General features: G+C 68.2%; 21 protein-coding genes. 7 read left to right on the top strand and 14 right to left on the bottom strand.

What is annotated here, in order from left to right; genetic code table 11:
- The first annotated feature begins 95 nt into the window (after positions 1-95).
- Positions 96-788, top strand: a complete 693-nt coding sequence (locus HNO80_RS01535; protein WP_175321111.1) for an ArsR/SmtB family transcription factor — start codon at positions 96-98, stop codon at positions 786-788.
- Positions 781-1,473 carry an SRPBCC family protein gene (locus HNO80_RS01540; RefSeq protein WP_175321112.1) on the top strand — a complete coding sequence of 231 codons (693 nt, stop codon included), beginning with the start codon at positions 781-783 and terminating at the stop codon, positions 1,471-1,473. Before HNO80_RS01535 ends, HNO80_RS01540 begins: the two co-directional genes overlap by 8 nt.
- 124 nt (positions 1,474-1,597) lie before the next feature.
- On the opposite strand, the gene yczR is transcribed toward HNO80_RS01540, so the two are convergent.
- Positions 1,598-3,118, bottom strand: a complete 1,521-nt coding sequence (yczR, locus tag HNO80_RS01545) for a MocR-like transcription factor YczR (protein WP_175321113.1) — start codon at positions 3,116-3,118, stop codon at positions 1,598-1,600.
- A gap of 61 nt (positions 3,119-3,179) precedes the next feature.
- Here yczR and yczE point away from each other — a divergent pair, with 61 nt between their 5' ends.
- Complete coding sequence (gene yczE / locus HNO80_RS01550; protein WP_175321114.1) at positions 3,180-3,860, top strand: membrane protein YczE; 681 nt, start codon at positions 3,180-3,182, stop codon at positions 3,858-3,860.
- A 45-nt stretch (positions 3,861-3,905) separates the two neighbouring features.
- Here yczE and HNO80_RS01555 read toward each other — a convergent pair whose 3' ends face one another.
- From HNO80_RS01555 to HNO80_RS18110, 3 genes are all read right to left on the bottom strand, one after another.
- Positions 3,906-4,742, bottom strand: coding sequence for a DNA-formamidopyrimidine glycosylase family protein (locus HNO80_RS01555; RefSeq protein ID WP_175321115.1), 837 nt, complete (start codon positions 4,740-4,742; stop codon positions 3,906-3,908).
- Positions 4,735-9,798 (bottom strand): DNA glycosylase AlkZ-like family protein, encoded by a 5,064-nt coding sequence (locus HNO80_RS01560; protein WP_175321116.1) that lies wholly within the window; start codon positions 9,796-9,798, stop codon positions 4,735-4,737. Before HNO80_RS01560 ends, HNO80_RS01555 begins: the two co-directional genes overlap by 8 nt.
- Before the next feature lie 81 nt (positions 9,799-9,879).
- On the bottom strand, positions 9,880-10,275 hold the full coding sequence (locus HNO80_RS18110) for a DUF4232 domain-containing protein (RefSeq protein ID WP_349627154.1): 396 nt from the start codon (positions 10,273-10,275) through the stop codon (positions 9,880-9,882).
- A 10-nt stretch (positions 10,276-10,285) separates the two neighbouring features.
- Between HNO80_RS18110 and HNO80_RS18115 the strand changes: the two genes are divergently transcribed.
- Positions 10,286-10,534: a hypothetical protein gene (locus HNO80_RS18115; protein WP_349627156.1), complete on the top strand. Its 249-nt coding sequence runs from the start codon at positions 10,286-10,288 to the stop codon at positions 10,532-10,534.
- Positions 10,535-10,645: 111 nt separating this feature from the next.
- On the opposite strand, the gene HNO80_RS01570 is transcribed toward HNO80_RS18115, so the two are convergent.
- The 4 genes from HNO80_RS01570 to HNO80_RS01585 all read right to left on the bottom strand — a co-directional run bounded on the left by HNO80_RS01570 (position 10,646) and on the right by HNO80_RS01585 (position 15,741).
- Positions 10,646-11,323, bottom strand: coding sequence for a YcnI family copper-binding membrane protein (locus HNO80_RS01570; protein WP_175321305.1), 678 nt, complete (start codon positions 11,321-11,323; stop codon positions 10,646-10,648).
- A 211-nt stretch (positions 11,324-11,534) separates the two neighbouring features.
- Positions 11,535-12,179: a hypothetical protein gene (locus HNO80_RS01575; protein ID WP_175321118.1), complete on the bottom strand. Its 645-nt coding sequence runs from the start codon at positions 12,177-12,179 to the stop codon at positions 11,535-11,537.
- 185 nt (positions 12,180-12,364) lie between these two features.
- Positions 12,365-14,776: a phosphoenolpyruvate synthase gene (gene ppsA, locus HNO80_RS01580; protein WP_175321119.1), complete on the bottom strand. Its 2,412-nt coding sequence runs from the start codon at positions 14,774-14,776 to the stop codon at positions 12,365-12,367.
- Positions 14,777-14,922: 146 nt separating this feature from the next.
- Positions 14,923-15,741: a pyruvate, water dikinase regulatory protein gene (locus HNO80_RS01585; protein ID WP_175321120.1), complete on the bottom strand. Its 819-nt coding sequence runs from the start codon at positions 15,739-15,741 to the stop codon at positions 14,923-14,925.
- 116 nt (positions 15,742-15,857) lie between these two features.
- Between HNO80_RS01585 and HNO80_RS01590 the strand changes: the two genes are divergently transcribed.
- Entirely contained in the window at positions 15,858-16,061 is a 204-nt protein-coding gene (locus HNO80_RS01590) for a hypothetical protein (RefSeq protein WP_175321121.1), read from the top strand.
- A gap of 34 nt (positions 16,062-16,095) precedes the next feature.
- On the opposite strand, the gene HNO80_RS01595 is transcribed toward HNO80_RS01590, so the two are convergent.
- Entirely contained in the window at positions 16,096-16,563 is a 468-nt protein-coding gene (locus HNO80_RS01595) for a universal stress protein (protein WP_175321122.1), read from the bottom strand.
- A gap of 156 nt (positions 16,564-16,719) precedes the next feature.
- Between HNO80_RS01595 and HNO80_RS01600 the strand changes: the two genes are divergently transcribed.
- A complete protein-coding gene (locus HNO80_RS01600; RefSeq protein WP_175321123.1) occupies positions 16,720-17,574 on the top strand; it encodes a carbohydrate kinase family protein in 855 nt (284 codons plus the stop codon).
- A 62-nt stretch (positions 17,575-17,636) separates the two neighbouring features.
- On the opposite strand, the gene HNO80_RS01605 is transcribed toward HNO80_RS01600, so the two are convergent.
- Complete coding sequence (locus HNO80_RS01605) at positions 17,637-18,269, bottom strand: hypothetical protein (protein ID WP_175321124.1); 633 nt, start codon at positions 18,267-18,269, stop codon at positions 17,637-17,639.
- An 885-nt stretch (positions 18,270-19,154) separates the two neighbouring features.
- Between HNO80_RS01605 and HNO80_RS01610 the strand changes: the two genes are divergently transcribed.
- Positions 19,155-19,529: a DUF2019 domain-containing protein gene (locus HNO80_RS01610; RefSeq protein ID WP_175321125.1), complete on the top strand. Its 375-nt coding sequence runs from the start codon at positions 19,155-19,157 to the stop codon at positions 19,527-19,529.
- Positions 19,530-19,647: 118 nt separating this feature from the next.
- Here HNO80_RS01610 and HNO80_RS01615 read toward each other — a convergent pair whose 3' ends face one another.
- The 4 genes from HNO80_RS01615 to HNO80_RS01630 form a co-directional block, all read right to left on the bottom strand.
- A complete protein-coding gene (locus tag HNO80_RS01615; protein WP_175321126.1) occupies positions 19,648-20,664 on the bottom strand; it encodes a Gfo/Idh/MocA family protein in 1,017 nt (338 codons plus the stop codon).
- Positions 20,665-20,741: 77 nt separating this feature from the next.
- The gene (locus tag HNO80_RS01620) at positions 20,742-21,737 is read right to left on the bottom strand and encodes a sugar phosphate isomerase/epimerase family protein (RefSeq protein WP_175321127.1); all 996 of its coding nucleotides are present in this window, start codon (positions 21,735-21,737) and stop codon (positions 20,742-20,744) included.
- 139 nt (positions 21,738-21,876) lie between these two features.
- A complete protein-coding gene (locus HNO80_RS01625; protein ID WP_175321128.1) occupies positions 21,877-22,737 on the bottom strand; it encodes a sugar phosphate isomerase/epimerase family protein in 861 nt (286 codons plus the stop codon).
- A 31-nt stretch (positions 22,738-22,768) separates the two neighbouring features.
- A complete protein-coding gene (locus HNO80_RS01630) occupies positions 22,769-23,797 on the bottom strand; it encodes a zinc-binding dehydrogenase (protein ID WP_175321129.1) in 1,029 nt (342 codons plus the stop codon).
- Positions 23,798-23,805: the final 8 nt, after the last annotated feature.

Consider the following 23,805-nt stretch of genomic DNA (forward strand, 5'->3'; position numbering starts at 1 on the left):
GCCCCGGACCTCCGCCCGCCCCGCCCTCCATCGAAATGGCTCCGAGGAGAAAAAAGTTCTTGACAAATAAAACTGTCGGCGGCCAAACTCGGAGCATGTTGGACATCGAAGTGATCGAAGACCCGGCCGCGGCGGAGGCGTCGCTTGACCCGATCCGCACCCGGATCCTGCGTGAGCTCGCCGAGCCCGGATCCGCAACACAGCTCGCCGCGAAGGTGGGCCTGCCGCGGCAGAAGGTGAACTACCACCTCAAGGCCCTCGAACGGCATGGTCTGGTGGAGCTCGTCGAGGAGCGCAGGCGCGGCAACGTCACCGAACGCATCCTGCGGGCGACGGCGGCCTCGTACGTGATTTCCCCGACCGTGCTGGCGTCCGTAGCCCCGGATCCGCGTCGGTTCTCGGACCACTTCTCCGCGTTCTGGCTGCTGGCGCTTGCGGCCCGCATGGTCCAGGAAATGGGCCAGCTGATCGCCGGTGCCGCCGCGGCCAGGCAGAAACTCGCCACCTTCGGGATCGACGGCGAGGTCACCTTCCGGTCTGCCGCAGACCGGGCGGCCTTCGTCGAGGAGCTCGGCGTAGCGGTGACCCTGCTCGTGGACAAGTACCACGACGGCGGAAGCGAGGCCCCGGCGGGCGGCGCGCCAGGGTCCCCGGCAGCCCGGCCTACCGGACGCAGGCACCGTCTCGTCGTCGCACTCCACCCCGCACTGAAGGCGCCGGCCCGCGCAGCAGCGCACGCGGCCTCACAAACAAACAACCCACAAGCTAAGGAGCAGGACAATGACTGACAAGCGCGAATTCGAGATTGTCTACGACACCGAGCTGCCCGGCACCCCGGAGCAGGTGTGGGAGGCCGTTACCAAGGACACGCCGGCCTGGATGTTTCCCACGGACCAGTGGCCCGCGGTCCGGACCGTCGACGAGTACCCCTCCCACCTGGTGTCCCGGATGGACGGCCCTGACGGCTGGTTCAACCAGCTGGAGCACGTCCTGGAACCGCTCGACGGCGGCCGGGCGCGGCTGCACTACGTCCACAGCGGCATCTTTGCCGAGAACTGGGACGAGCAGTACGACGGCGCCAGCAAGCACACCGCCTTCTACCTCCACACCCTGGGCCAGTACCTGGAGCACTTCAACGGCCGCCCCGTGGTCTTCGCGGACATCCAGGCGCCGGCTGCGTCCCAGGCCCCGGACGGCTTCGATCGACTCAAGACGGCCCTCGGAGTGGCCGGCTCGGCCCAGGGGGACAACGTGGAGTTGGACGTCGACGGCGTCGGGCACCTGTCCGGGGAAGTGGACTTCTCCAACGAAAACTTCCTTGGCCTGCGGACCGCCGACACGATGTACCGGTTCTTCGGACGCAACGCCTTCGGCGCACCCGTGGGCATGACCGTGCACGACTTCAGCGGCCGCGGTGACTCCGGCGGGACAGCCGATGCCTGGGCCGGGTTCCTGGCGAAGGTCTACGCGTAGGCTTCCTCCCGCCCGCACCCGCCCCGCCCGCGCCATTTCGACGGTTCCGCGCACACTCGACGTTTCCAAGCATCGTGCCGGCAGGGAACCGTCGAAACGGGCCGACCCCAGCTCGGCCGGGAGCTCAGGCGATGGCCGCGGCGGGCTGGGCGGGGAGATTCCGGCGCAGCTGCGGGGAGCGGTCCAGCCGGTCCTGGGACGCTCGCAGGGCCAGCACCGCCGACTCCAGTTGCTCCGGCGGCAGGGTGAACGGCAGGCGCAGGTAGTACTCGAAGGCGCCGCCGACGCCGAACCTGGGTCCCGCCGCGAGGCGGATGCCGAAGTCCGGGGCGAGCACCGCAAGGGCGGTACTGACGGGCGCGGGAAGACGGCACCAGACCGACAATCCGCCTGCCGGCCGTTCGGGCTCCCAGTCCGGAAGATGCCCGCGGATCAGGTCCAGCAGGGAATCCCGGTTTCCGCGCAGCGCGGCGAGCCGGGCGGGAAGCGGCTCGGCCAGGTCGTTGACCAGGTGCGCCGCGGCCAGCTGCTCCACCACCGGACCGCCCAGGTCCAGGGTGGTGCGCGCCGCGGCGAAGCGCTGGATCAGGGGCTCGCTGGCGCGGATCCAGCCGGTGCGCAGCCCCGCCCAATGCGACTTGCTGAGCGAGCCCAGGGACACCACCGCCGGCCCGAACGCGGCCATCGGAGTGGAGCTGGCGCCGTCGAGGTTCAGCTCCCGCAGCGTCTCGTCGGCCACCAGCACGGTGCCTGACGCCGCCGCGGCCGCTACCAGGCGGCGCCGCTGGGCGTCGGGCATGAGCCGGCCGGTGGGGTTGTGGAAGTCCGGCACCACGTAGGCCATTGACGGCCGCTGCTGCAGCAGGGCCGATTCCATCGCTTCCAGGTCCCAGCCCGCCGGGCCATCCGCGCCGGCGCGGTCGGGCCGCGCGCCAAGGCGGTGGGCCGCGGGCATGGCCACCGTCACCGGCCGGCAGCCCGCGGCCCGGATCGCGTCGAGGGCATTCGGGTAGCTCGGATGTTCCACGAGCACCTTCCCGGACCGCCCGGCGAGGGTCCGGAGCACAATGTTCAGGGCGTGCTGGGCGCCGGAGGTGACCAGGATCTGCCCGGCGGTGGTGGGCACCCCGGCCGCCGTGTAGCGGGCCGCGATCGCCTCCCGGAGCGGACCCACGCCGAGCGCGTCGTAACCGAAGCCGGGCAGCAGTGCCGGCAGCTCCGTCAGTGCGGCGGCGAAGGCCCGGTGCACCACTTCGCCGCTGGCCGGCAGAGAGGCGTAGGCCAGGTCCAGGATCCCGTCGGGAACCGCCAGCCCGGGGGCGCCGCTGAGCCGCAGGCCGCCGTCGTTCCCGCCGGTATGGGCCGGTCCCTGGCTCGGGATGCAGCTCCGGCTCCGGCTGCCCTGGCCGCTGCTGAGGAAGCCCTGCTCCCGCAGCAGGGCGTAGGCCGCGGTCACGGTGGTGCGGCTGATGCCGAGGGTGGCTGCCAGCGAGCGCTCGCTGGGCAGCGCGACGTCGAGCGCAACGCGCCCGTCGAGGATCAGCAGGCGGACGACGTCGGCCAGCTCACGGTAGGCGGGCGAGGCGCCGACGTTCCACTCGCCCAGCAGGCGGGGCAGGGAACTCGGATTCAGGGAGCCGGACATAAAGCCAGTATTCCAAACTGGCTATGGATTACAAGGCCAGTTTGCCGGCAGGATGGTGGCCATGATGACGCGCAGACTCCTCCAGCTCCTGATCGGCCTTGCCCTGTACGGCGTTTCGCTCGCCATGGTCATCCGAGCCAGCCTGGGGACCGCGCCGTGGGACGTCTTCCACCAGGGGCTTGCAGGCAGGACCGGGCTGAGTCTTGGCACCGTGGTGATCATCGTCAGCTTCCTGGTGCTGCTGCTGTGGATCCCGCTCCGGCAGTGGCCCGGGGTCGGCACTGTTTGCAACGCCGTGCTGGTGGGGGTCTTCGCCGACGTCGGGTTGGCGCTGATCCCGAAGTTCTCACACCTTGGTGGACAGATCGGGCTCCTGATCGGGGCCGTGCTGCTCAACGGCGTGGCCTCCGCCCTGTATATCGGCGCGCGTCTGGGGCCTGGAGCGCGGGACGGCCTGATGACCGGACTTGCACGGCGCACCGGCTGGCCGGTCCGGGGCGCGCGGACCGGCATCGAGGTGGTGGTGCTGGCCGCCGGCTGGCTGTTGGGCGGCTCGGTCGGCGTCGGGACCGTGCTCTACGCGCTGGCCATCGGCCCGCTGGTGCAACTCCTGCTGCCGCGGTTCACCGTCCCGGAGCTGAAATCCGCGGAGCTGAAGTCCGCCGGAGAGGTCCTGCCCGCAGCGGACGACCAGCCCGAAGCGGAGGCCGCCGTGGCCGGGGCCTCGACCCCGGCCACGTAGGTCCACGGGACGGAGCCTAATGGCCGCGCACCCGGCCGGGCCGCCTCAGGCTCCGGGCGGCGGCTGGCAGGTGGGGCAGAAGTAGATGTCCCGTTCCTCGGCGCCGGTGGCCTTGGCCAGGACCCCGCGCCGGATGGGGGTGCCGCATTTGAGGCAGGGCTGGTGCTCGCGCCGGTACACCCAGTAGCCGGGCCGCCCCGCCGTCCGGCCGACCGGGACGCCGCGAGCGTTGAGCACCGTGACGCGGCGGCCCGGGCCGAGGTTGGCTGTCAGCAGGACCTTCGCGTCGGTGATCATCGCGGCCAGGTCCGGTACCGCTGAGACCGGCGACGCCGGGTGGACGCCGGACAGGAAACACGCCTCGCAGCGGTAGATGTTGCCGATGCCGGCCAGGTTGCGCTGGTCCAGGAGCGCGACGCCGATCGGCACCTCGGGTGCCGCGAGCAGGCGCCGTTCGGCTTCCGCCATGTCCCAGTCCGGGCCGAGCAGATCCGGTCCGAGGTGGCCTACGACGCTGGCCTCCTCCGCCGTCGGGATGACCTCCAGCAGCCCGAGGGAAAATCCGACGGCGTCCGCCGACGCCGTGCGGAGCACACAGCGGGCGGTGAAGCCGGGCTTGCGCCAGCGCCCGCCGGGGGGATAGACCTGCCAGGTCCCCTCCATCTTCAAGTGCGAGTGGATGGTGAGCCGGTCCTTCGGTGCCGGGCCCGTCAGACGCATCAGCAGGTGCTTGCCGCGGGGGACGACCTCCTGGACGGTCCAGCCGCCCAGCTTCAGCGTGGCGAAGCGCGGCACGCGGAAATCGGACGCCAGCAACTCCTTGCCGGCCAGCGCGGCGTGCAGTTGCGCCGCGGCGCGGAAAACGGAATCGCCCTCAGGCACGGATCCTCAGTCCCTTCGGGGTGGAGTAGGCGCCGGCCTGGGCCAGGGCGGCGGCAACGGGTGTGTCCAGGATGCCGTGGCCGTTGACCTTTTCCATGATCAGCTTGTCCACGGCGCCTCGGGCCACGACGCCCACGAGGGCCGTGCCGGCGGCGGCCAGGACGTTGGCGTCGGTGCTGAACGCCAGCAGGGTTTTCCCGCCGCGTTCGACGTAGAGGACCAGGGCTCCGTCGACCAGCACCACCAAGGCACCTGCTTTCCGGCCCGGCCGGTGGCCGGTGCCGGCCTCCTCATTCAGGGCCGGCCACGGCAGCGCGGCGCCGTACGGGTTCGCGGGGTCCGTGGCGGCGAGTGCCAGGGCGACCGGCTCGGCCTTGTTCAGCTGGGCGTCCTCGACGTAGGAGCGCAGCCGGTCCACCGTGGCCGGCACCGCGAACTGGGCTGCGCCGAGGTGCTCGATGAAGTAGCCGCGGCGGCAGCGTCCGGCTTCCTCGAGCCGGGCCAGCACCTTGTACATCAGGCCGAAGCCGCCCAGGATGTTCTCCGCCATGACCGATCCCCGGGTGACCACGCCGTAGCGGTCGAGCAGGAGTTCGGCGGTGGCGCGGGCATGGATGGTGGCGTCGAGTTCGGGGGCCGGGAGCGCGGACCAGCGCCCCGCGGCTAGGGGAGGCGTGGGGGCGGCGCCGCTGGCTGAGCCGTAGCGGCCGCCGGTAAGGCCGGGCGATCCGAGCAGGCCGGTCCCGTGGGCGCGGCCCAGCCGGCTGAGCCGTGGTGCCCGGGCCCGTGGGGCGCGCCCGACCTGCCGGTGCGCGGTGTGCCCGCCGGCGATGAGGGCCCGGACCGGGGCGAAGGTGTCGCCGGTGATCCGTCCCGCCCAGGCCAGGTCCCAGAGCGCGGAGACGACGTCCTGGTCGCTGAGCACCGAATCCATCCCGCCGGCGATGTCGGTCAGCTGCCGGAAGAAGTAGCCGCCGCCGTTGTTCTGCAGGTGGTCCAGGAGCCGCTGCTGTGCGTCGCCTGGTTCGAAGTCCAGGGCCGGGTTCAGGGTCAGTTCCGCCGAATCGGCAAGGTGCAGGCTCACCCAGCCGTCATTGCCGGGCAGTGAGCCGGCTCCGGACCAGAGGACCTCGCCGGCGGCCATGAGCTCGTCGAGCATGGCCGGCTGGTAGTTGGAGACGCGGCTGGCCAGGACCAGCGGTTCCCAGGCCGAAGCCGGAATCGGAACGCCGGAGAGCTGGTCGATGGCGGTGACGATGCCGTCGAGCCCGCGCAGCGCCGACTGCCCCCGGGTGCCGGGTGTCCGTACGTTTTGCCAGGCCGGGAGGAACCGCCCGTAGGCGGACGCGTCCACGGGCTCGACCTCGGCGCGCAGCGCGGCCAGCGAGCGGCGGCGGAGCTTGCGGAGCACCTCGGCGTCGCACCATTCGCTGGCACTTGCCGCAGGCAGAACGGCCGGCGGGGCGACGGGTTGATGAACCGGCGGAACGACGGCGGCGTCCTCCTCGGCGGGTTCCCGGGCCCCGGCTGCCGCTGTTTCCGGTGCCGTGGCGTGGGGCCGGAACTCGCCCTCGACGGCGCGTCCGTCCGCGGCCAGCCGCTTGAGCGCCGTGCCGACGACGGCGACGCCGAGTCCCAGCCGGGCGGCGGCCTCGGCGGCGGTAAAGGGCCCGTGGGTCCGGGCGTAGCGCGAGACGAGGTCGCCCAGCGGGTCCGCGACGGGTTCGATGAACGCCAGCGGCACGCCCATCGGCAATGGAACACCGAGGGCATCACGCAGCCTGGCGGCGTCCTCGACGGCGGCGAACCGTTCGGCGCCGCCGATGTTGACCTTGATCGCACGGTTGGCCCGCTGCAGCGCGGCCAGATGCGCCGCGGCCTCGGCGCTGCCCGCAGCGGCTTTGACGGGTTCCGGTTCCGCGCCGGGCGCGCCGTCTCCGGCTGCGGCGTCGTCGGGCTCCGCTCCCGACGCGGGCTTGGTTTCGGCGGGCTGGACCTCCGCCTCCAGGCGGGCGGCGACTTCGTCGGGGGTGAGCGGGCCCAGCAGCCGGAGCAGGTCGGCCACGCCCTCCAGCCCGCGCATCCTGCGGTCCGGCGCGAGGCGCTGCAGTTCAAGCTCGGTGGCCTCGATGACCTTGGCGTCGAGCAGTTCGCGCAGCTCCACCCGGCCCAGCAGTTCGTTGAGCAGGGTGGAATCCAGCGCCAGGGCGGCGGCCCGGCGCTCGGCCAGCGGCGAATCGCCCTCATAGAGGAACTGCGCGACGTAGCCAAACAGCAGGGACTTCGCGAACGGCGAGGGCTGTTGCGTGGTGGTCTGCAGGATCCGCAGCTCGCGCCGCTCGATCGAGGCGGCAATGTCCTTCAGGGCCGGAAGGTCGTAGACGTCCTGCAGGCACTCGCGCACGGTTTCGAGGACGATCGGAAAGGTCGGGTACTTCCGGGCGACGTCCAGCAGCTGAGCCGAGCGCTGGCGCTGCTGCCACAGCGGCTGGCGCTTTCCGGGGGTCTGCCGGGGCAGCAGCAGGGCGCGGGCGGCGCACTCCCGGAAACGGGAGGCAAACAGTGCGCTGCCGCCGACCTCCGCGGTGACAATCTGTTCGAGTTCCTCGGGCTCGAAGAGGAACAGTTCGGCGCCGGGCGGTTCGTCCTCCATCATCGGCACCCGCAGCACGATGCCGTCGTCGGCGGCCATCGCGGAGCCGTCCATCCCGTAGCGCTGTTGCAGCCGCTGGCCGACGGCGAGGGCCCAGGGCGCGTGCACCGGCATGCCGAAGGGGCTGTGCAGCACGACGCGCCAGTCGCCGAGCTCGTCGTGGAACCGCTCGACCACGAGGGTCGTGTCGCTGGGGACCACCTCGGTGGCGAGCTTCTGCTCGGCGAGGTACTGGATCAGGTTGTTGGCGGCGAAGTCGTCCAGGCCGGTGGCCTTGCAGCGCTCGGTGGCCGGGCCGACGTCGGACGCCGAAAGTTCGCGCATGAACGCGCCGAGGGCCCGGCCCAGGTCCACCGGCCGGCCGAGCGAGTCGCCCCGCCAGAACGGCAACTTGCCCGGCTGGCCGAAGGCGGGGGAGACAAGGACGCGGTCGTGCGTGATGTCCTCGATCTTCCAGCTGGTCGCGCCGAGGGCAAAGATGTCGCCGACGCGGGATTCGTAGACCATCTCCTCGTCGAGTTCACCGACGCGGCGGCCGCCCTTGGCCGTGGAGGCCTGGCCCGCGGCTTTGCCGTCCGCGGTGCCGCCGGGGGAGCCGGTGCCCTCCACCTCGGTGCCGATGATGTACACCCCGAACATGCCACGGTCCGGGATGGTGCCGCCGGAGGTCACGGCCAGCCGCTGCGAGCCGGGGCGCCCCTCGATGGTGCCGGCATTGCGGTCCCAGACGATCCTGGGCCGCAGTTCGGCGAATTCGTCGGAGGGATAGCGCCCGGCCAGCAGGTCCAGGGTGGCCTCGAACGCGGAGCGCGGGAGCGAGGCGAAAGGTGCGGAGCGGCGGACGGTGGCGAACCATTCCTCGACGTCGATCGCGCCGAGCGCGGTCGCGGCAACGGTCTGCTGGGCGAGGATGTCCAGCGGGTTGGCCGGGACGTAGAGCCGTTCAATCTTGCCGTCCAGCATGCGCTCCACGGTGATGGCCGTGTGGACAAGGTCCGCCCGGTGCTTGGGAAAGAGCACTCCCTGGGAGATCTCGCCGACCTGGTGGCCGGCGCGGCCCACCCGCTGCAGCCCGCTGGCCACCGAGGGCGGCGACTCGACCTGCACCACGAGGTCCACGGCGCCCATATCGATGCCGAGTTCCAGCGAGGAGGTGGCCACGACGCAGCGCAGCCGGCCGGATTTCAGGTCGTCCTCGATCATGGCCCGCTGGTCCTTCGAGACGGACCCGTGGTGTGCCCGGGCCAGCACCGGGTCCGCGCCCGCGGTGCTGCCGGCCTGGGCCATCATGTGCGCCGGCGTCGCGGTCGAGGCGGGCAGCGAACCGCCCGGCCCCGCGGCACCGCCGCCTGCCTCGTCCCAGCCGCCGCCTTCGGCCATCAGCTGGCGCTCGGCGTAGATCTCGTTGAGCCGGGCGGTGAGCCGCTCCGCGAGCCGGCGGGAGTTCGCGAACACGATGGTGGACTGGTTGGCCAGCACCAGGTCCACGATCTTCTCTTCGACGTGCGGCCAGATCGACGCGTGCGGCTGCAGCCCGGACGCCGGGCCCGAATCGAAGGCCCCGGCGGCGCCCTGGAGATCGGACATGTCCTCGACCGGGACGGAGACGGTCAGGTCCCAGGTCTTCTTCGACGGCGGCGCCACGATCTCGACCGGCGCGGAGCCTGCCAGGAACTGCGCCACCAGCTCCTTCGGCTCCACGGTCGCGGAGAGCCCGATCCGCTGGGCCGGTTTGGGCAGCAGCGCGTCGAGGCGTTCCAGCGAGACGGCCAGGTGCGCGCCGCGCTTGGTGCCGGCGACGGCGTGGACCTCATCCACGATGATGGTGTCCACCTCGTCAAGGGTCTCGCGCGCCTTGGAGGTGAGCATCAGGAAGAGGGACTCGGGGGTGGTGATCAGGATGTCCGGCGGGTGGCTGAGCAGCGAGCGTCGGTCCGCCGCCGTCGTATCCCCGGAGCGGACCCCCACCGTGATTAGCGGCGCGGGCAGGCCGAGGCGCTTGGCGGTCTGGGTGATGCCGATCAGCGGCGCGCGCAGGTTGCGTTCGACGTCGACGCCCAGCGCCTTGAGCGGGGAAATGTACAGCACGCGGGTTTTCCGCTTCGGCGCCTTCCGCCGGACCGGCTTCGCGGCCGCGGCATCCAGGCCGGGCAGTTCTTCGGGTCCGGCGGGTGCGGAGACCAGCAGCCGGTCCAGTGCCCAGAGGAACGCCGCGAGGGTCTTGCCGGAGCCGGTCGGCGCCACCACCAGGGCGTGCGCGCCCGAGGAAATGGCATTCCAGGCGCCGTTCTGCGCCGGCGTGGGCGCGGAGAACGCGCCCAGGAACCACTCCCGGGTCGGCCGGCTGAACCGGTCCATGGCCTCGGCCGCAAGTGTGCCGCCGGCAAGCTCCTGCCCCTTCATTCCTCCATCATGCCTTAAGGCACCGACACTATTTTGCGGTGCGATTTGGCGGTGGGGTCCGGCGGTGCCTTGGGGCGGACGCTACATCGCGGTGAACGCCGAGATGGTCAGGAGCTTGATCGCCGACTCGCTGCAGGCGTCCTTGGGTGCGGCGATGAACAGCGACGCCGTGTCTTCCGGCGGGTAGACCCGGAAGCCCGCGGCCGGGGTGCGGGTGCAGCTGGGGTAGTTGCCGGCCTGCGTGTAGCGCAGCGTGGCTTTTCCGGACTTGCCCGGGGCGAGCAGCACGTTGGCAACGGGCGCGGAGTCGTCGCGCGTCGCCGGGGCACCGATGGGGGTGCCGCTGGCGCCGGCGGTGAGGGATACTCCGGCGAAGCCCAACAGCCGGCACGGTTCAGCGCCGGAGTTCTTCAGGATCAGCTGCATATAGACGCTTCCGGCAGCGCCGCCGCCCCGGGCGTCGAGGGAGGCCTTCAAGTTGGCGGCCTTGCAGAGGGCAGGACCCGTCGCGGTGGACGAGGTGGCAGTTGCGGGCGATGCCGTAGCAGCTCCGCCGGACGCCGTCGTGGCCGGGCTGGCGGAACTCGTCTCGCTGGCAGAGGCCGACGGCGACGTGGCGGTCGTCGCGCCCTGGGACTGGCTTTGGGGCCGGCTTTGGCCGCAGCCGCTGAGCAGCAGCGCAACCGCGGCGGCCGCCGTCACGGAAGTAATTACCAGTTTGTTCTTCATCTGCTGAGGCCTCATGGCACAACCTTGATGTTCCACGGTTGCCTTAGTCAACGACGCCACGACGAAGGGCCCGGATTGATGCCCGGATTGTGATTTCCGGGCATCAACCGGGTGTGCGTCACTTCGCTGGTGCTGGCTTACGGCTGCGGAGCAGCGCGAGGCCGCCCAGGACCAGGCCACCGACGCCGGCGACGAGGCCCGCCCAGCTTCTGGCCTGGCCGCCGTCGTCGTTTGTCGCGGACGCGTGGGCCGCGGTGACGGACCCCGCCGGCTCGGCGCCGTGTGCGTCGTGCCCGTCTGCTTCCGTGGCGGCTGCCGCTGCTGTCACCGTCAGCGACGGCGCCGGAGACTTCAGCGCATGGGCGTCCTGGCCCTCTGCCGGGACCTGCGACCAGTCCACCCGGCCGACTTCGCAGCTCTGCAGGGTCGGGAAGTAGAGGGTCTTTCCGGCAGCATCCGGCAGCTTCACCGACAGCACCAGCGCGTCGCGGAGCTCCGGGCTCAGCGGCGTCTTGGCGGTGTACACGATCTGGCTGGTGCGCTTGGTGATCGATGAGCCGTCGGCCAGCTTCTTCGGCGCGGTCAGCTTTTCGGTGACCTTGGCCGCCGTCCAGTTGGGGTTCACGGTGGGCTGGGCGTCGTCGAGCTCCGGCGGCAGGGTGATGGCCACCTTGGTGGTGGCGGATTCTTCGCAGCCATGCGGGATGGCGAAGGTCAGCAGGGCATAGGAGTTAGCCGTGGTTTTGTCCGGGGAGACGCCGACGTGGGCCGAGGCGCCGCTGATGCCGGCGAGCATCAGGGCGGCGGTGGCTGCGGCGACGGCGGTGCCGGAGAGGGTGCGGCGGAGGGCGGTTTGGTGCTGTGTGGTGGTCAAAACAGGTGCCTTTCAGGCGTGCGCGCGGCAATCAAAGCGGCGCGCGGAAACGGGGGAGGCGCGGGGCAGCTACCCGACGTGCCGGGGGCACGGAGGCTTTGCGGGGCAGGAACGGCCGCAGCCGGAAGGGAGGTTAGGAGGAAGAGACGACGACGGCGGGCGGCCCGCGGCGGCAATCGGGCCGGAGGTTGCGCCACGGCAGCGGGACGGCGACCACGGACCGGGGCGGCAGGACGCGCGTGAGGGCCGGACGCGGCGATACCGCCGCCGGGAGCTCGACGAGCGGGCGGAGCCACGCCGCGAGTGACCAGAGCGCATCCTCGCCCTTGGCCAGGAGCAGGGCGCAGGCGAGGGTTGCGAGGGCGTGGCCGGCGAGCATGGACAGGGCCAAGGCGGAGTCCAGTTCGTGGAGCCGGAGGTGGTCCGCCGGGACCGGAATCGTGCCCAGGCCCGCGTGGTGCGCCGGCGCGGCAATTCCGCCGGTTACGCTGCCGGGCCCGGGCCCTGGCGTGCCGACCGGCGTGCTGAACGCGGCGAATGCCTCATGCAGCACCACCTGCCCCGCGCCGAGCAGGCCGGTCATCGCGGGCAGGTTGAGTTTCAGCCTGGTGGCCGTGGTGGAAACCAGTCCGGTGAGGGCCAGGAAAGCGAACAGGATGGCGGGGGCGGGAAGCTGGCCCCCGGCGACAACGTGCGCTGCGGCGGCGAGGGTCACGATTGTCGTGGCAACGATGGCCGAGCGCAACGCGTGGAAGGGTGCTCTGGCGGCGGTGCGCATGGAACACTCCCTTCCCCGGCGGCGGCCATGGTTGCTCCCGCGGGCGTCCTGTCGGCAGCGGGTTGTCCCTTGATTCTAGCCTCGATTTCTACAGGGCTACGAAAAAGGACTGTCTGCTACAAAGCGGACACCCCGGTCCGGGGACCGGGGTGTCGTTGTCATGATTTCCGTTGGTGCGGCGGGACTCAGTTGCCGACGGCGGCTGCGGCGGCTGCCGACGCCTCTGCCGCCCCGGCGAGGCGGATCCAGGTGTCCACCACGGTGTCGGGGTTCAGCGAGACGGAGTCGATGCCTTCCTCGACCAGCCATTCGGCGAAGTCCGGGTGGTCGCTCGGGCCCTGGCCGCAGATGCCCACGTACTTGCCGCGCGCCTTGCAGGCCTTGATGGCCATGCTTAGGAGCTTCTTGACGGCAGGGTTGCGCTCGTCGAAGCTACCGGCGACGATCGAGGAATCCCGGTCCAGGCCCAGGGCTAGCTGTGTCATGTCATTGGAGCCGATGGAGAAGCCGTCGAAGTAGTCCAGGAACTCGTCCGCCAGCAGCGCGTTGGACGGAATCTCACACATCATGATGACCTCGAGGCCGTTTTCGCCCCGGCGCAGGCCGTTTTCAGCGAGCAGGTCGATGACGCCGCTGGCTTCGTCCAGGGTGCGCACGAACGGGATCATCAGCTTGACGTTGGTCAGGCCCATCTCGTTGCGGACGAAGGACAGGGCCTCGCACTCCAGGTCGAAGCAGTCCCGGAAGGACGGCTCCAGGTACCGGGAGGCGCCGCGGAAGCCGATCATCGGGTTTTCCTCGTGCGGCTCGTAGGCCGGTCCGCCGAGCAGGTTGGCGTACTCGTTGGACTTGAAGTCGGACATCCGCACAATCACCGGCTCCGGGGCGAAGGCCGCGGCGATGGTGGCCACCCCTTCGGCCAGACGCTTGATGTAGTAATCGCGCGGGCTGTCGTAGGCGGCGATGTGCTCCCGGATCTCGGCGAGCACCTCCGCGGGCTGATCGTCCATGTTCAGCAGCGCCTTGGGGTGGATGCCGATCTGCCGGTTGATGATGAATTCCAGCCGGGCCAGGCCCACGCCGTGGTTGGGGAGCTGGGCGAACGTGAAGGCCTGCTCGGGGGTGCCGACGTTCATCATGACCTTCACCGGGGCCTCGGGCAGCTGGGTAATTTCGGTTTCCTCGACGCTGAAGTCCAGGAGCCCTTCGTAGATGAGGCCGGTCTCGCCGTCGGCGCAGGAGACGGTCACGTCGAGTCCGTCGGAGAGGGTGTCGGTTGCGTCCCCGGTGCCGACGACGGCGGGAATCCCCAGTTCCCGGGCGATGATGGCCGCGTGGCAGGTGCGTCCACCGCGGTTGGTCACAATCGCGGAGGCGCGCTTCATGATCGGTTCCCAGTCCGGGTCGGTCATGTCCGCGACCAGGACGTCGCCGGTCTTGAACGCGGCCATCTGGTCGATCGCGGTGAGGATCCGGACGCTGCCGGCGCCGATCCGCTGGCCGATGGCGCGGCCCTCCACCAGGACCCGGCCGGTCCCATTCAGGCGGAAACGGCTCAGGCTGCCGGAGGCCCTGCGGGACTGCACGGTTTCCGGGCGCGCCTGCAGGATGTACAGGCTGCCGTCCACCCCGTCCTTGCCCCATTCGATATCCATCGGGCGTCCATAGTGGTTTTCGATGGCGACGGCGTGCCGGGCGAGCTGCTCGACGTCGTCGTCGGTGAGGCTGAAGCGGCTCCGCAGGGAGGCCTCCACCGGGACGAAGTCGATGGTGTGGCCGATTTCGCGGTTGCTCGTGTACGTCATCTGGAGCGCTTTTTCGCCCAGTCCGCGCTTCAGGATGGCCGGGCGGCCTGCCGCCAGGGCGGGCTTGTAGACGTAGAACTCGTCCGGGTTGACCGCGCCCTGGACAACGGCCTCGCCGAGGCCGTAGGAGGAGGTGACGAAGACGGCGTCCTTGAAGCCGGATTCGGTGTCCATGGTGAACATGACGCCCGAGGCGCCGACGTCGGAGCGGACCATGCGCTGGACGCCCGCGGAGAGCGCCACCTCGGCGTGCTCGAACTTGTGGTGTACGCGGTAGGCGATGGCCCGGTCGTTGTAGAGGGACGCGAAGACGTCCTTGATGGCGGCCAGGATGTTCTCGATGCCGCGGACGTTCAGGAAGGTTTCCTGCTGCCCGGCGAAGGAGGCATCGGGAAGATCCTCCGCCGTCGCGCTGGAGCGGACGGCCCAGGAAAGCTCCTCGGAGCCGCCGTGCTTGTCCACCAGCTTCTGGTAGGAGTCGCGGATCTGCGCTTCGAAGTGCGGCAGGAAAGGCGTCTCGCGCATCAGGGTGCGGATCTCCTGGCCCGCTGCGGCCAGGGCCGTCACGTCGTCGGTATCCAGGCCCACCAGCCGGTCGGCAATCTTCTGGTCCAGGCCGGAGTCGGCCAGGAAGCTGCGGTAGGCGTCGGCTGTCGTGGCGAAGCCGTCGGGAACCTGGACGCCGGCGGAGGTGAGGTTTTGCACCATCTCGCCGAGGGAGGCGTTCTTGCCGCCCACCCGGTCCAGGTCCTTGAGGCCGAGTTCTGAGAACCACAGGATGTCCGTCGTCATGGTTGCTGCTCCTTTGCAGATGATGCCGTAATACAGCCCCGCATGGGGCGGCGCTAAGTTGATGGGCGCAAGTCCTGTCCACAGTGACAGGTCGGCGCCGGTGATTCCACACGATGTGGTCCACGCAACACTTGTGAAGTCTGGCCTCAGTGCTTGAGGTTCATCTTCTGGAGGATGGTGGCTGCCATTTCCTCCACGGAGACGCTGGCCGAATTGAGGTACGGGATCCCGTGGGACACGTACAGCCGCTCGGCGCTGCGCAGCTCGAAGCCGCACTGCCGCAGTGACGCGTAGGGCGAGCCGCGGCGGCGTTCGGTGCGGACCTGGCTCAAGCGCAGGGGATTGGTGGTGAGACCGAAACACTTGGAAACGACCGGCCGCAGCGGCTTGGGGAGTCCTTCGCGTTCAAAGTCCTCGTCCACCAGCGGAAAATTCGCGGCGAAGATCCCGTGCTGCAGCGCCAGGTACATGGTGGTGGGCGTCTTGCCGCAGCGGGACGGGGCCACCAGGATCACCTGCGCCTTTTCGAGCGCGCGCAGGCTCTGGCCGTCGTCGTGCTCCATGGCATATTCCACGGCGGCCATCCGGGACTGGTAGCGGGCGGCGTTGCCCAGTCCGTGGGCCCGGCCCGGTTCCCCGCTGGCTTGCGTTCCCAGGGCCCGCTCCAGCTGCCCGACGTGGCTCCCGATCAGATCCACGATGATCCCCTTGCAGGTCCCCAGCGTCTGCCTAATGTCGCTGCCGACGGCGGTGGAGAAGACGATCGGCTGCTTTCCCGTGGCCGCGAGGTTGTCGATGACCCTGACGACGGCGCGCGCCTGGTCGACGGTGGTGATGAAGGGGACCGTGATGCGGTCATATTCGTTTGCGGGGAACTGCGTGAGCAGGGTGTTGCCGAGCGTTTCCGCGGTGATGCCCGTACTGTCCGAAAGGAAGTAGACCGGGCGGGGAGCGTCATTGGTCATGAACGCATTGTGCACCAGTGGGGGCCGCGCGGTCTTCCATGACGCCTGCGCCCGCCGCCGGGTGTCGGCTGGACTACGGGGAGTAGGCTGTGACCCACATCCCCAAAGGAGGCCGCATGAGCTACAAATATCGGACTGTGAAGGTCCGCGGTACGGACCTGGTCGGCACCATTGCGCGCAGGCACGGGGGCGCGCCCGAAATCTACGAGACCTCGAAGGACCCGAGTACTTCTGTGGTTCCCGTGTTCTTCGCGGAAACCGGTGAAATCCGCTTCTTCGACCGGTCGGTGCTGGAGGACGTTGTAACGCCGGCCGGCTAGGAGCGGCGGCTGGCGTGACCTAGTGCGCCGTGACCTAGTGCGCGCTGTCCGCCCCCGGGTCGGGCTGGTCCGCTGTGGCCGCGCGGAAGACCAGAACGGGGCAGTGGGCATGGTGGACCGCCTGGGTGGACACGGAACCAAGCAGCAGCCCGGTGAATCCTCCGTGGCCGCGTGAGCCAACGGCAACGACGTCGGCGTCCCGCGAGGCGTCCACGAGCACCGCAGCGGCGCTGCCCTGCACAATACGTCCGCTGATCTGCACGCCCTGGCCCCGGACCCGGGCAAGTTCCTCATCGAGAATCGACTGGGCATCAGTTTGGAACACCTCGTAGTCCCAAGCCTGGCCGAGGGCGTCGGTGACGTAAGGGAAGTGCCAGGCCGTGAGGGCCAGCACTTCACCGCCCCGAGCCTTGGCTTCCTCAACAGCCCAGTCCATTGCCGCTCGGGACTGCTCAGAACCGTCTACGCCGACCACGATTCTGTAGCTCTCGTTTCCGGCCATAAGCCTTCCTTCCGAATAGCAGGCCCGCTTCCGGGCGGTGCAGTGATAGCTCACCCTGGCACGCCCGAACTCGGTCCGGGAGTGCCATTGGGCACGGATCCCGCGCGCCTTTTCGGCCTTGGGAGACAGTGGAGGCTGGCCGGATAGGCTGAGGACATGCGCGCTTCTCCGCTGGTCGCCGTCTGTGGCCCCGCCTCGTGGAACCACCTCATTCTCCTTGACCACCTCCCGGACCCTGTTCCGCACATGCAGTTCGCCCGGCGCGCCTGGCATACGGTTGGAGGGACCTCGGCGGGCAAGGCCTTACACCTGGCGGATCTTGGCGTCCGCGTCCGCTTGTGTTCGCCTGTGGGCGCGGACGACGCCGGCGGCCGGGTGCGCGACGCCCTCGCCACGGCCGGTATCACCATCGAAGCGATTGCGTCGGAGCGCACCGAGCGCCACGTCAACCTCATGACCGACGGCGGCGGCCGGGTATCGCTTTACGTTTCGGTGCCCTCCCCGCCGGCGGACGACGACCTCAACGCTGTCGCGGCAGTAGTGGCTGCAGTGGATGTTGCCGTGATTGACCTGAGCGAACTCGGCTTGTTGTTGCTCGAACGCGACGAGGTCCGGCAAACACCAGTGTGGGTGGACCTTCATGACTTTGACGGGTCGTCCGCGTTCCATGAGCCATTCCTGAGGGCGGCCGACACCGTCTTCATGAACGACGACCGGACCGACGATCCCTGGGCGCTGATGCGGTCCTGCCTCGCCCGTGGCCCCCGTCTGGCTGTGTGCACGCGCGGGGCGGAGGGTGCTGTAGCGCTGGAAGCGGACGGGACGCGGCATGTGGTTGCTGCTGTTCCCGCGGACGTAGTGGACACCAACGGTGCCGGCGATGCGTTCATGGCCGGTTTTCTGGCGGCGAGCCTGCACGGCGCGTCCGTAGCTGATTCCCTCAAAGCTGCGGCCGTTCAGGCCCGCGTCGCCATTGGGAGTGAGCATCTGCACCCCGTTCTCGGGCGCTGAATCGTGGGGCGCCTGTCAGAAAGACCGGTGCGGAAGACCCGACGCGCGTCCGAGGGGCCGGCTTAGAGGCCGTCCGGGAACGTGAACGTCGCGGGCATCGGGTCCGGCGCCGTCCCGTGGAACAGGACGACCTCATCATGGGCTTTCAGGACGACAGCCTGGGCCGGCCCCGCCTGCTTGGCGCCGTTCACAGCGACTGACCAACCCGAGATGGCTGAATGCGCGGTCCCCGGCTTGTCGGTGCCGTCCAGGACACCCCATTCGGTCAACAGCTGGCCAAGCGTGTAGGTAGCCCCGGCGACCGGCGCCTCAATGTGGATGATGCCGGTCTCGTCGTGTGTGTGCAACGCCGAGATGCCGTTTGGTTGGCCGGCCGCGGTGAAGCTGAACCCGATGTCCGCCGGGACAGGAACGGGTTTGCCGTCCGCGAAAACGTCCAGATGGGCGTGGAAGTGCTCGGCTGCTCCCTCCTCGTTGAGGACCGCCAGGCCTGCTGCTTTGATCCGCTCTGCTCCGCCCTTGGGGTTCAGCTCCCAGCCCGTGGTCGGAGCCGCGGCTGCGGCGGAGGAGGTGGCCGATGCGGCCGCGCTCGCAGGCGGTACGGTCGGGCTCGGAGTAGGGGCGGCGGTAGAACATCCGGAAACGGACAAGCAGGCAGCGCCCAGCACCACAGAGAGCGGGAGGAGCTTCTTCACAGGGGCTTCCTTCTTTAGGGAGCAGGGGCACGGTGGATGTGTGCGGGGGAGGCAGGAGGTCTTCGTGACTTCTAAGCCTACGTGGCAGGAGTTTGCGCCCGATCCGGAGTCCAGTGCGCATCGGTCAATCCGCGCGGACGTTGGACGTCGCCGGGAAAGTCAGGAAAGTACCCGCACGGCGAAAGCTGGCTCAGCTAATCCGCTCAGCCAACGCCACGGGAAACCCTGCGGACCGCGCGCGTAGGCCATACGCCAGGCATCCTCACGCCGGCCGATGCCGCCGCCTAGTCAATGTCCCGCCGCGGCCAGCCGATCGACGTGGGCATCAAGATCGCTGACTTCGAAGGACAAACTGCGCAGTTCCAGCTCGTTTGCCATGGCGGCGGCCAGACCCCGCAACGGGGTCCGGTCGGACGAAGCTGGACAGCTCCACGCCTGTGCCTAAGCCGGGCACTCGCAATATGACGATTTCTGTGCCCGAGTCCGGGATTGCTATGACCTTGTCGATGGACTCGCCCTCTACGAACCTCCGGCCTTCGATCTCAAGGCCGAGTCCTACGAAGAACGCTGTCACGTTGTCGAGGTCCTGCACGGTGACGCCAACGTGGTCGAACCGCATGACTCGTGTCATGAGCGGCACCGACGCCGAGGGTGGAGCGCGAAGCTTGAAACTCCGTGGAGCCGACAACGTGGCCAGGGTAAAGGCGGATCCTGCATCCTAATCCGTGCAGACGGATCAGTTTGGCAACCCGCAAGACGGTTTGATGAGTCAATGACTTACCTGCTCACTCGCGTCGTTGGCAACCGGGATGCGCGGGAATCCACGGACGAGGAGTATGTGATTGCACCGTTGAAGGGGGCAGGTCGTCGTGAGAAAGTGACGGTGTGAATCCGGACGACCTCAGAATGTGGACAAATGCTTACGTCGTCGAGTTGGAAGCAACGGACTCGATCCCTCTGGCAAGCGACACGCGCGCCAGACGATGGAACAAGCACGTCCATCGAATGCAGCGTGCCCAGCTCGAGCTGAGGAAGTCTCCCGCGGGACGCGCGGCAATTACGGCGATGATCGCCCATCCCGTGCCGACCGTCGCGCAGTGGTCCGCGGCCCATTCCCTGTTCTGGGCTGAATCTGAAGCGCGCACCTATCTGACGGCTCTCGCAAGCTCGGGCGGCGTCGGGGCCCTTGAGGCGAAGATGGTGCTGCGTGAATTCGACGTTGGCCGCCTCCAGATGGACTCGGAGCCCAAACACCTATGATCGCAGCGCGTCACGGAGCCTCTTGCTATATACGTGCTTCTCCCGTGGCATGTAAAGAAGCGGACGGTTCACCGAACTTCGCGGACGGTCAGATGATTCACTTAGCATTCGTGGTCGTTTACCTCGTGGCGGCCCCGCCACGAGGTTCGAGTCCAATGGCTTTGTAGCATTGATCGATTAGTTCCATGGTCTGGACGGCGTCGTCGCTGTCTGTGGGCATGGGTGTTTCGTGCCGGATCAGGGCGGCGAAAGCGTCGAGCTGGTAGGTGTAAGAGGATCTTGTGCCCGGGTGCTCGATCCGTTGGCCGTTAGTCGTTTCCACCTCGAGGCTGTCATTGGTATGAGGAAGGATGAAATTTGCCACGGTGGCTTGCCCTTTGCTTCCGATGGCGCGGTAGGTCATTTCGGCTCGCGTCCCGTTCATATTGCATCGTGCCGTTGCGGTGATTCCGGAGGGATATGCCAGGTCTGCGTCAACCCATTCATCCACTCCGGGCAAGCCGGTCCGTTCCGCTCCCCGTGCGCTGATGAGGGTGGGATTCCCTCCTGCCAGGTGGGCCATAGCCCGGATGGCATGGAGACTGTAGCAGCCCAGGTCCATGAGTGCTCCGCCCGCGAGTGGCAGTGACCAACGGGGGTCTTCGGGTGGCGGGGACGGAATCATCACCATAGTTTCCACACGCTGGAGCTCGCCGAGTTCCCCTGAGGCGACCAGTTCGTGGAGTCTCTTCGTGACAGGGTGGTAGAGATAGTGGAAGCCGTCGACGACCTTGACGCCCGCGCGTTTGCCTGCGTCCCGCACTTCTCTGGCTTCCGCTGCGTTTGCGGCGAACGGTTTCTCCGACAGGACGTGTTTTCCGGCGGCGATGGCCGCCAGGTTCCATCGTGCGTGCTGCGAGTTGGCCAGCGGGTTGTAGACGGCTTCGATCTCCGGGTCATTGACAAGATCTTCGTAGGAGCCGAGTACCCGTTCGACGCCGTACCGGTCGGCAAAGTCCTGTGCCCGGTCCCGGTCGCGGGCTGCGACGGCCACCAGCCGCGCGCCTGTCAGCCTGGCAGGTTCAATGATGGATGTCGGGCTGACACGGGACGCTCCCAGGATGCCGATGCGCAGTGGTGCTTCTTCTGGATCCATCTGTGGAGTCCTTTCTGGTTTTCTGATGTCGCGTTCGCCCCCGCCGGATTGGTCACAGTGCGTCCCTGATCGATGAGCTACTGCTTGAAGGCGGCGTCGAAGGAGGTGTGCGAGGAGGGGAAGTCGTACTTCTTGAGCGCGGCGAGGGCTTCGGGGGCGCCGTGGAGGCGGTCCATGCCGGCGTCCTCCCATTCCACCGAGATGGGGCCGTCGTAGCCGATCGCGGTCAGGGCCCGGAATGATGATTCCCAGGGCACGTCGCCGCGGCCAGCGGAGACGAAGTCCCAGCCCCGGCGCGGGTCTCCCCAGGGCAGGTGCGAGCCCATGACCGTGTTGCGTCCGGTGGGGCGCAGCTTGGTGTCCTTACAGTCCACGTGGTAAATCCGGTCCTTGAAGTCCCAGATGAACGAGACCGGGTCAATGCCCTGCCACATGAAGTGGGACGGGTCCCAGTTCAGGCCGAACGCTTCGCGGTGCCCGATCGCCTCGAGGGTGCGGACGGTGGTCCAGTAGTCGTAGGCAATCTCGGAGGGGTGCACCTCGTGGGCGAAACGGACACCGCATTCGTCGAAGACGTCCAGAATGGGGTTCCAGCGGTCAGCGAAGTCGTGGTAGCCGGCCTCGATCACCTTCTCCGGGACGGGCGGGAACATCGCCACGTACTGCCAGATCGAGGATCCGGTGAAACCGACTACGGTGTCCACGCCGAGGGCTTTGGCGAGCCGGGCGGTAAGCTTCATTTCCTCCGCGGCGCGGGTGCGGACACCCTCGGGGTTCCCGTCACCCCAGACCCTGGACCCGACGATGGCCTCGTGCCGGAAGTCGATGGGATCGTCGCAGACCGCCTGGCCCTTGAGGTGGTTGGAGATCGCCCATACCTTGAGCTTGTACCTTTCCAGGACGGCGAGCTTGGAATCAACGTAGCCGGGTTCGTCCCAGCGCCAGGCGTCCAGATGATCACCGGACACGGCGATTTCCAGGCCGTCATAGCCCCATCCGGAGGCCAGGCGCGCGACTTCTTCGAACGGCAGGTCGGCCCACTGGCCGGTGAACAGCGTGTACGGGCGTGGCATGTCAGGCTCCCTTGCCTACTGGATTGTTCGGTTTGGTCGGATCGCCAGTTTTGGGGCCGGCGCGTTCGGATCAAAGGTTGTCGCCCCGGCGGTGGCAGCGCTTGCTGCAATGTCGGATTTCCGTCGGGTCCGGGGGTGTTCAGAGGACTTGGGCTTTTTTCATGCAACCCCTGACGTAGGCGTCGGACGCGCGAAGGTGTTCGCCGATTCTTTCGAAGCTCCATCCCTGCGTTCCGTGGCATTTGAGGCTGGCGACGCCTTCGTACCCGACACGACTTAGCGTTCCCAGCATCACGGAATGGTCGAGTGTTCCATCAGGGCGGGGGAGCTGCTGGTCCGCGGGACCGAAGTTCAGCCCGTCTGTGCCGTGGCGGTATGCGCGGTCGATGTCCCAGATGTAGTAGTAGAAGAGCCGCTTGCGTTCGGCGAGGAACGTGATCGCTTCGCTGATGGTGTCCTGCATTACCCACAGGTGCGGGGGAGCGATGCAGACGCCGAGGTAGGGGTCGTCGATGTCGCGGATGAGACGTTTCATCTGCGCGAGGGTGTCCACGCCTTCGTCCCATCGCTGGTCCTCGTTGGCACCGGATTCGAAATCCGCCGAAAAAGGGACGGTGAGGTGGTTTTCGACCGCGATCCGGACTCCGCGGCGCGCTCCTGCTTCGACGATGGGAGGCAGGAAGGTGGAGACGAAGTCGGGGTAGTTAGCTTCGCAGTCGAAAATGATGGTGTCGATTCCGAGGTCTGCGGCGAATTCGACGCGTTCAAGGATCTCGTCCTGGGTCTTTCCGTAGACCGTGAGGCCACAGGGTTTAAGCCCGTACTTGTTCAGGACTCCAAGGATTTTGCCTGGGTCATCTCCTGGATTGACGTGGTGGGCCAGCGGTGCTGCGGAGGACCAGAGATTGACTTCCTTGAAGCCGATGTCGGCAAGGTCGCGGATCGAGTCTTCGAAGCCGTGGTCGTGGTAGGGGACGAGCTCGGCGGCATATCTGAACATGGGTTCTCTCCTTGGGAGGGTCTGACGGGGTTCACCAGACGAAAACGGCTTTTTCCGTTTCGCGCTGGTCGAAGGCGCGGAAGGCTTCCTCGGCCTGATCAATGGAAAAGTCATGGCTGATGAGCTTTTCGACCGGGATTTTCTGGTCGATGACGAGGCGGACGATTTCTTCCCAGTCGCTGATGGGGAAGTACCAGCCGCCGACGACGGTGAGCAGTTTTCTGAGCATTTGGTCGCTGGGATTGATCTGTGTGGCACGCGACTCACCGACGAACGCGACGGCGCCTAGCTTGGCGGCGGCGTCTAGGGCGGAGTTCTGCCCGGCGGGGTTGCCGGAACAATCGATGCAGATGTCCGCTCCGCGGCCCTGGGTGAGGTCCCGGATCTGCTTAACGGCGTCGGCTGTTGTGCTGTTGATGACGGAGTCCGCGCCGAGCGAGCTGGCCTGTTCGAGCCGGTGGTCGATGACGTCGACGGCGATGACGCGGGCGCCGAAGGCCTTGCCGATGAGCACCGCGGCGGATCCCATTGGTCCCATGCCGAAGACGGCGACGGTTTTTCCGCCGGCCACGCCGAGCTGCTTCTGCACGTGGTACTGGCTGCCGACCATGTCGGTCATGACCGCCCCGGCGCGGAAGCTGAGTTCGTCGGGGAGCTGAAGACAGTTGCGTTCGGGAAGCACGAAGTAGTCGGCGTCGCCGCCGTGGACGTCGAAACCGAAGCATTCCCACTGGTTGCACAGCATCATGTACCCGCTCAGGCAGTACTCGCAGAATCCGCAGCCCACGGCGAGGTAGCCGGCGACGCGGTCTCCCACTTTGACATGGGTCACGGCACTACCGACCTCGACGACTTCGCCGGCTGCCTCGTGCCCGGGTATCACCGAACCGTGGCTGGCGCCTTCGCCGCCGACGATCGGGGTCCCGTAGTAGATGCTCATGTCGCTGCGGCAGATCGCGGAGGCACGGGTCTTCACCAGCACCTCGTGCGGTCCCGGCTCCGGGACGTCGCGTTCCACGACGGTGACTCTCTTGTCACCGGGGAGGATGACTGCTTTCATCTTTTCTT

This window comes from Arthrobacter sp. C9C5, assembly GCF_013359735.1.
Taxonomy (GTDB): Bacteria; Actinomycetota; Actinomycetes; order Actinomycetales; family Micrococcaceae; genus Arthrobacter.

Bases quoted from the DNA above. Each gene is read 5' to 3' on its own strand.
- HNO80_RS01570 (WP_175321305.1), bottom strand. From the start codon at position 11,323: ATGCTCGCCGGCATCAGCGGCGCCTCGGCCCACGTCGGCGTCTCCCCG.
- HNO80_RS01595 (WP_175321122.1), bottom strand. From the start codon at position 16,563: ATGGCCGGAAACGAGAGCTACAGAATCGTGGTCGGCGTAGACGGTTCT.
- HNO80_RS01575 (WP_175321118.1), bottom strand. From the start codon at position 12,179: ATGCGCACCGCCGCCAGAGCACCCTTCCACGCGTTGCGCTCGGCCATC.
- HNO80_RS01620 (WP_175321127.1), bottom strand. From the start codon at position 21,737: ATGCCACGCCCGTACACGCTGTTCACCGGCCAGTGGGCCGACCTGCCG.
- HNO80_RS01540 (WP_175321112.1), top strand. From the start codon at position 781: ATGACTGACAAGCGCGAATTCGAGATTGTCTACGACACCGAGCTGCCC.
- yczE (WP_175321114.1), top strand. From the start codon at position 3,180: ATGATGACGCGCAGACTCCTCCAGCTCCTGATCGGCCTTGCCCTGTAC.
- HNO80_RS01535 (WP_175321111.1), top strand. From the start codon at position 96: ATGTTGGACATCGAAGTGATCGAAGACCCGGCCGCGGCGGAGGCGTCG.
- ppsA (WP_175321119.1), bottom strand. From the start codon at position 14,776: ATGACGACGGACATCCTGTGGTTCTCAGAACTCGGCCTCAAGGACCTG.
- HNO80_RS01625 (WP_175321128.1), bottom strand. From the start codon at position 22,737: ATGTTCAGATATGCCGCCGAGCTCGTCCCCTACCACGACCACGGCTTC.
- HNO80_RS01590 (WP_175321121.1), top strand. From the start codon at position 15,858: ATGAGCTACAAATATCGGACTGTGAAGGTCCGCGGTACGGACCTGGTC.
- HNO80_RS01630 (WP_175321129.1), bottom strand. From the start codon at position 23,797: ATGAAAGCAGTCATCCTCCCCGGTGACAAGAGAGTCACCGTCGTGGAA.
- HNO80_RS01560 (WP_175321116.1), bottom strand. From the start codon at position 9,798: ATGAAGGGGCAGGAGCTTGCCGGCGGCACACTTGCGGCCGAGGCCATG.
- yczR (WP_175321113.1), bottom strand. From the start codon at position 3,118: ATGTCCGGCTCCCTGAATCCGAGTTCCCTGCCCCGCCTGCTGGGCGAG.
- HNO80_RS01615 (WP_175321126.1), bottom strand. From the start codon at position 20,664: ATGGATCCAGAAGAAGCACCACTGCGCATCGGCATCCTGGGAGCGTCC.
- HNO80_RS01600 (WP_175321123.1), top strand. From the start codon at position 16,720: ATGCGCGCTTCTCCGCTGGTCGCCGTCTGTGGCCCCGCCTCGTGGAAC.
- HNO80_RS01585 (WP_175321120.1), bottom strand. From the start codon at position 15,741: ATGACCAATGACGCTCCCCGCCCGGTCTACTTCCTTTCGGACAGTACG.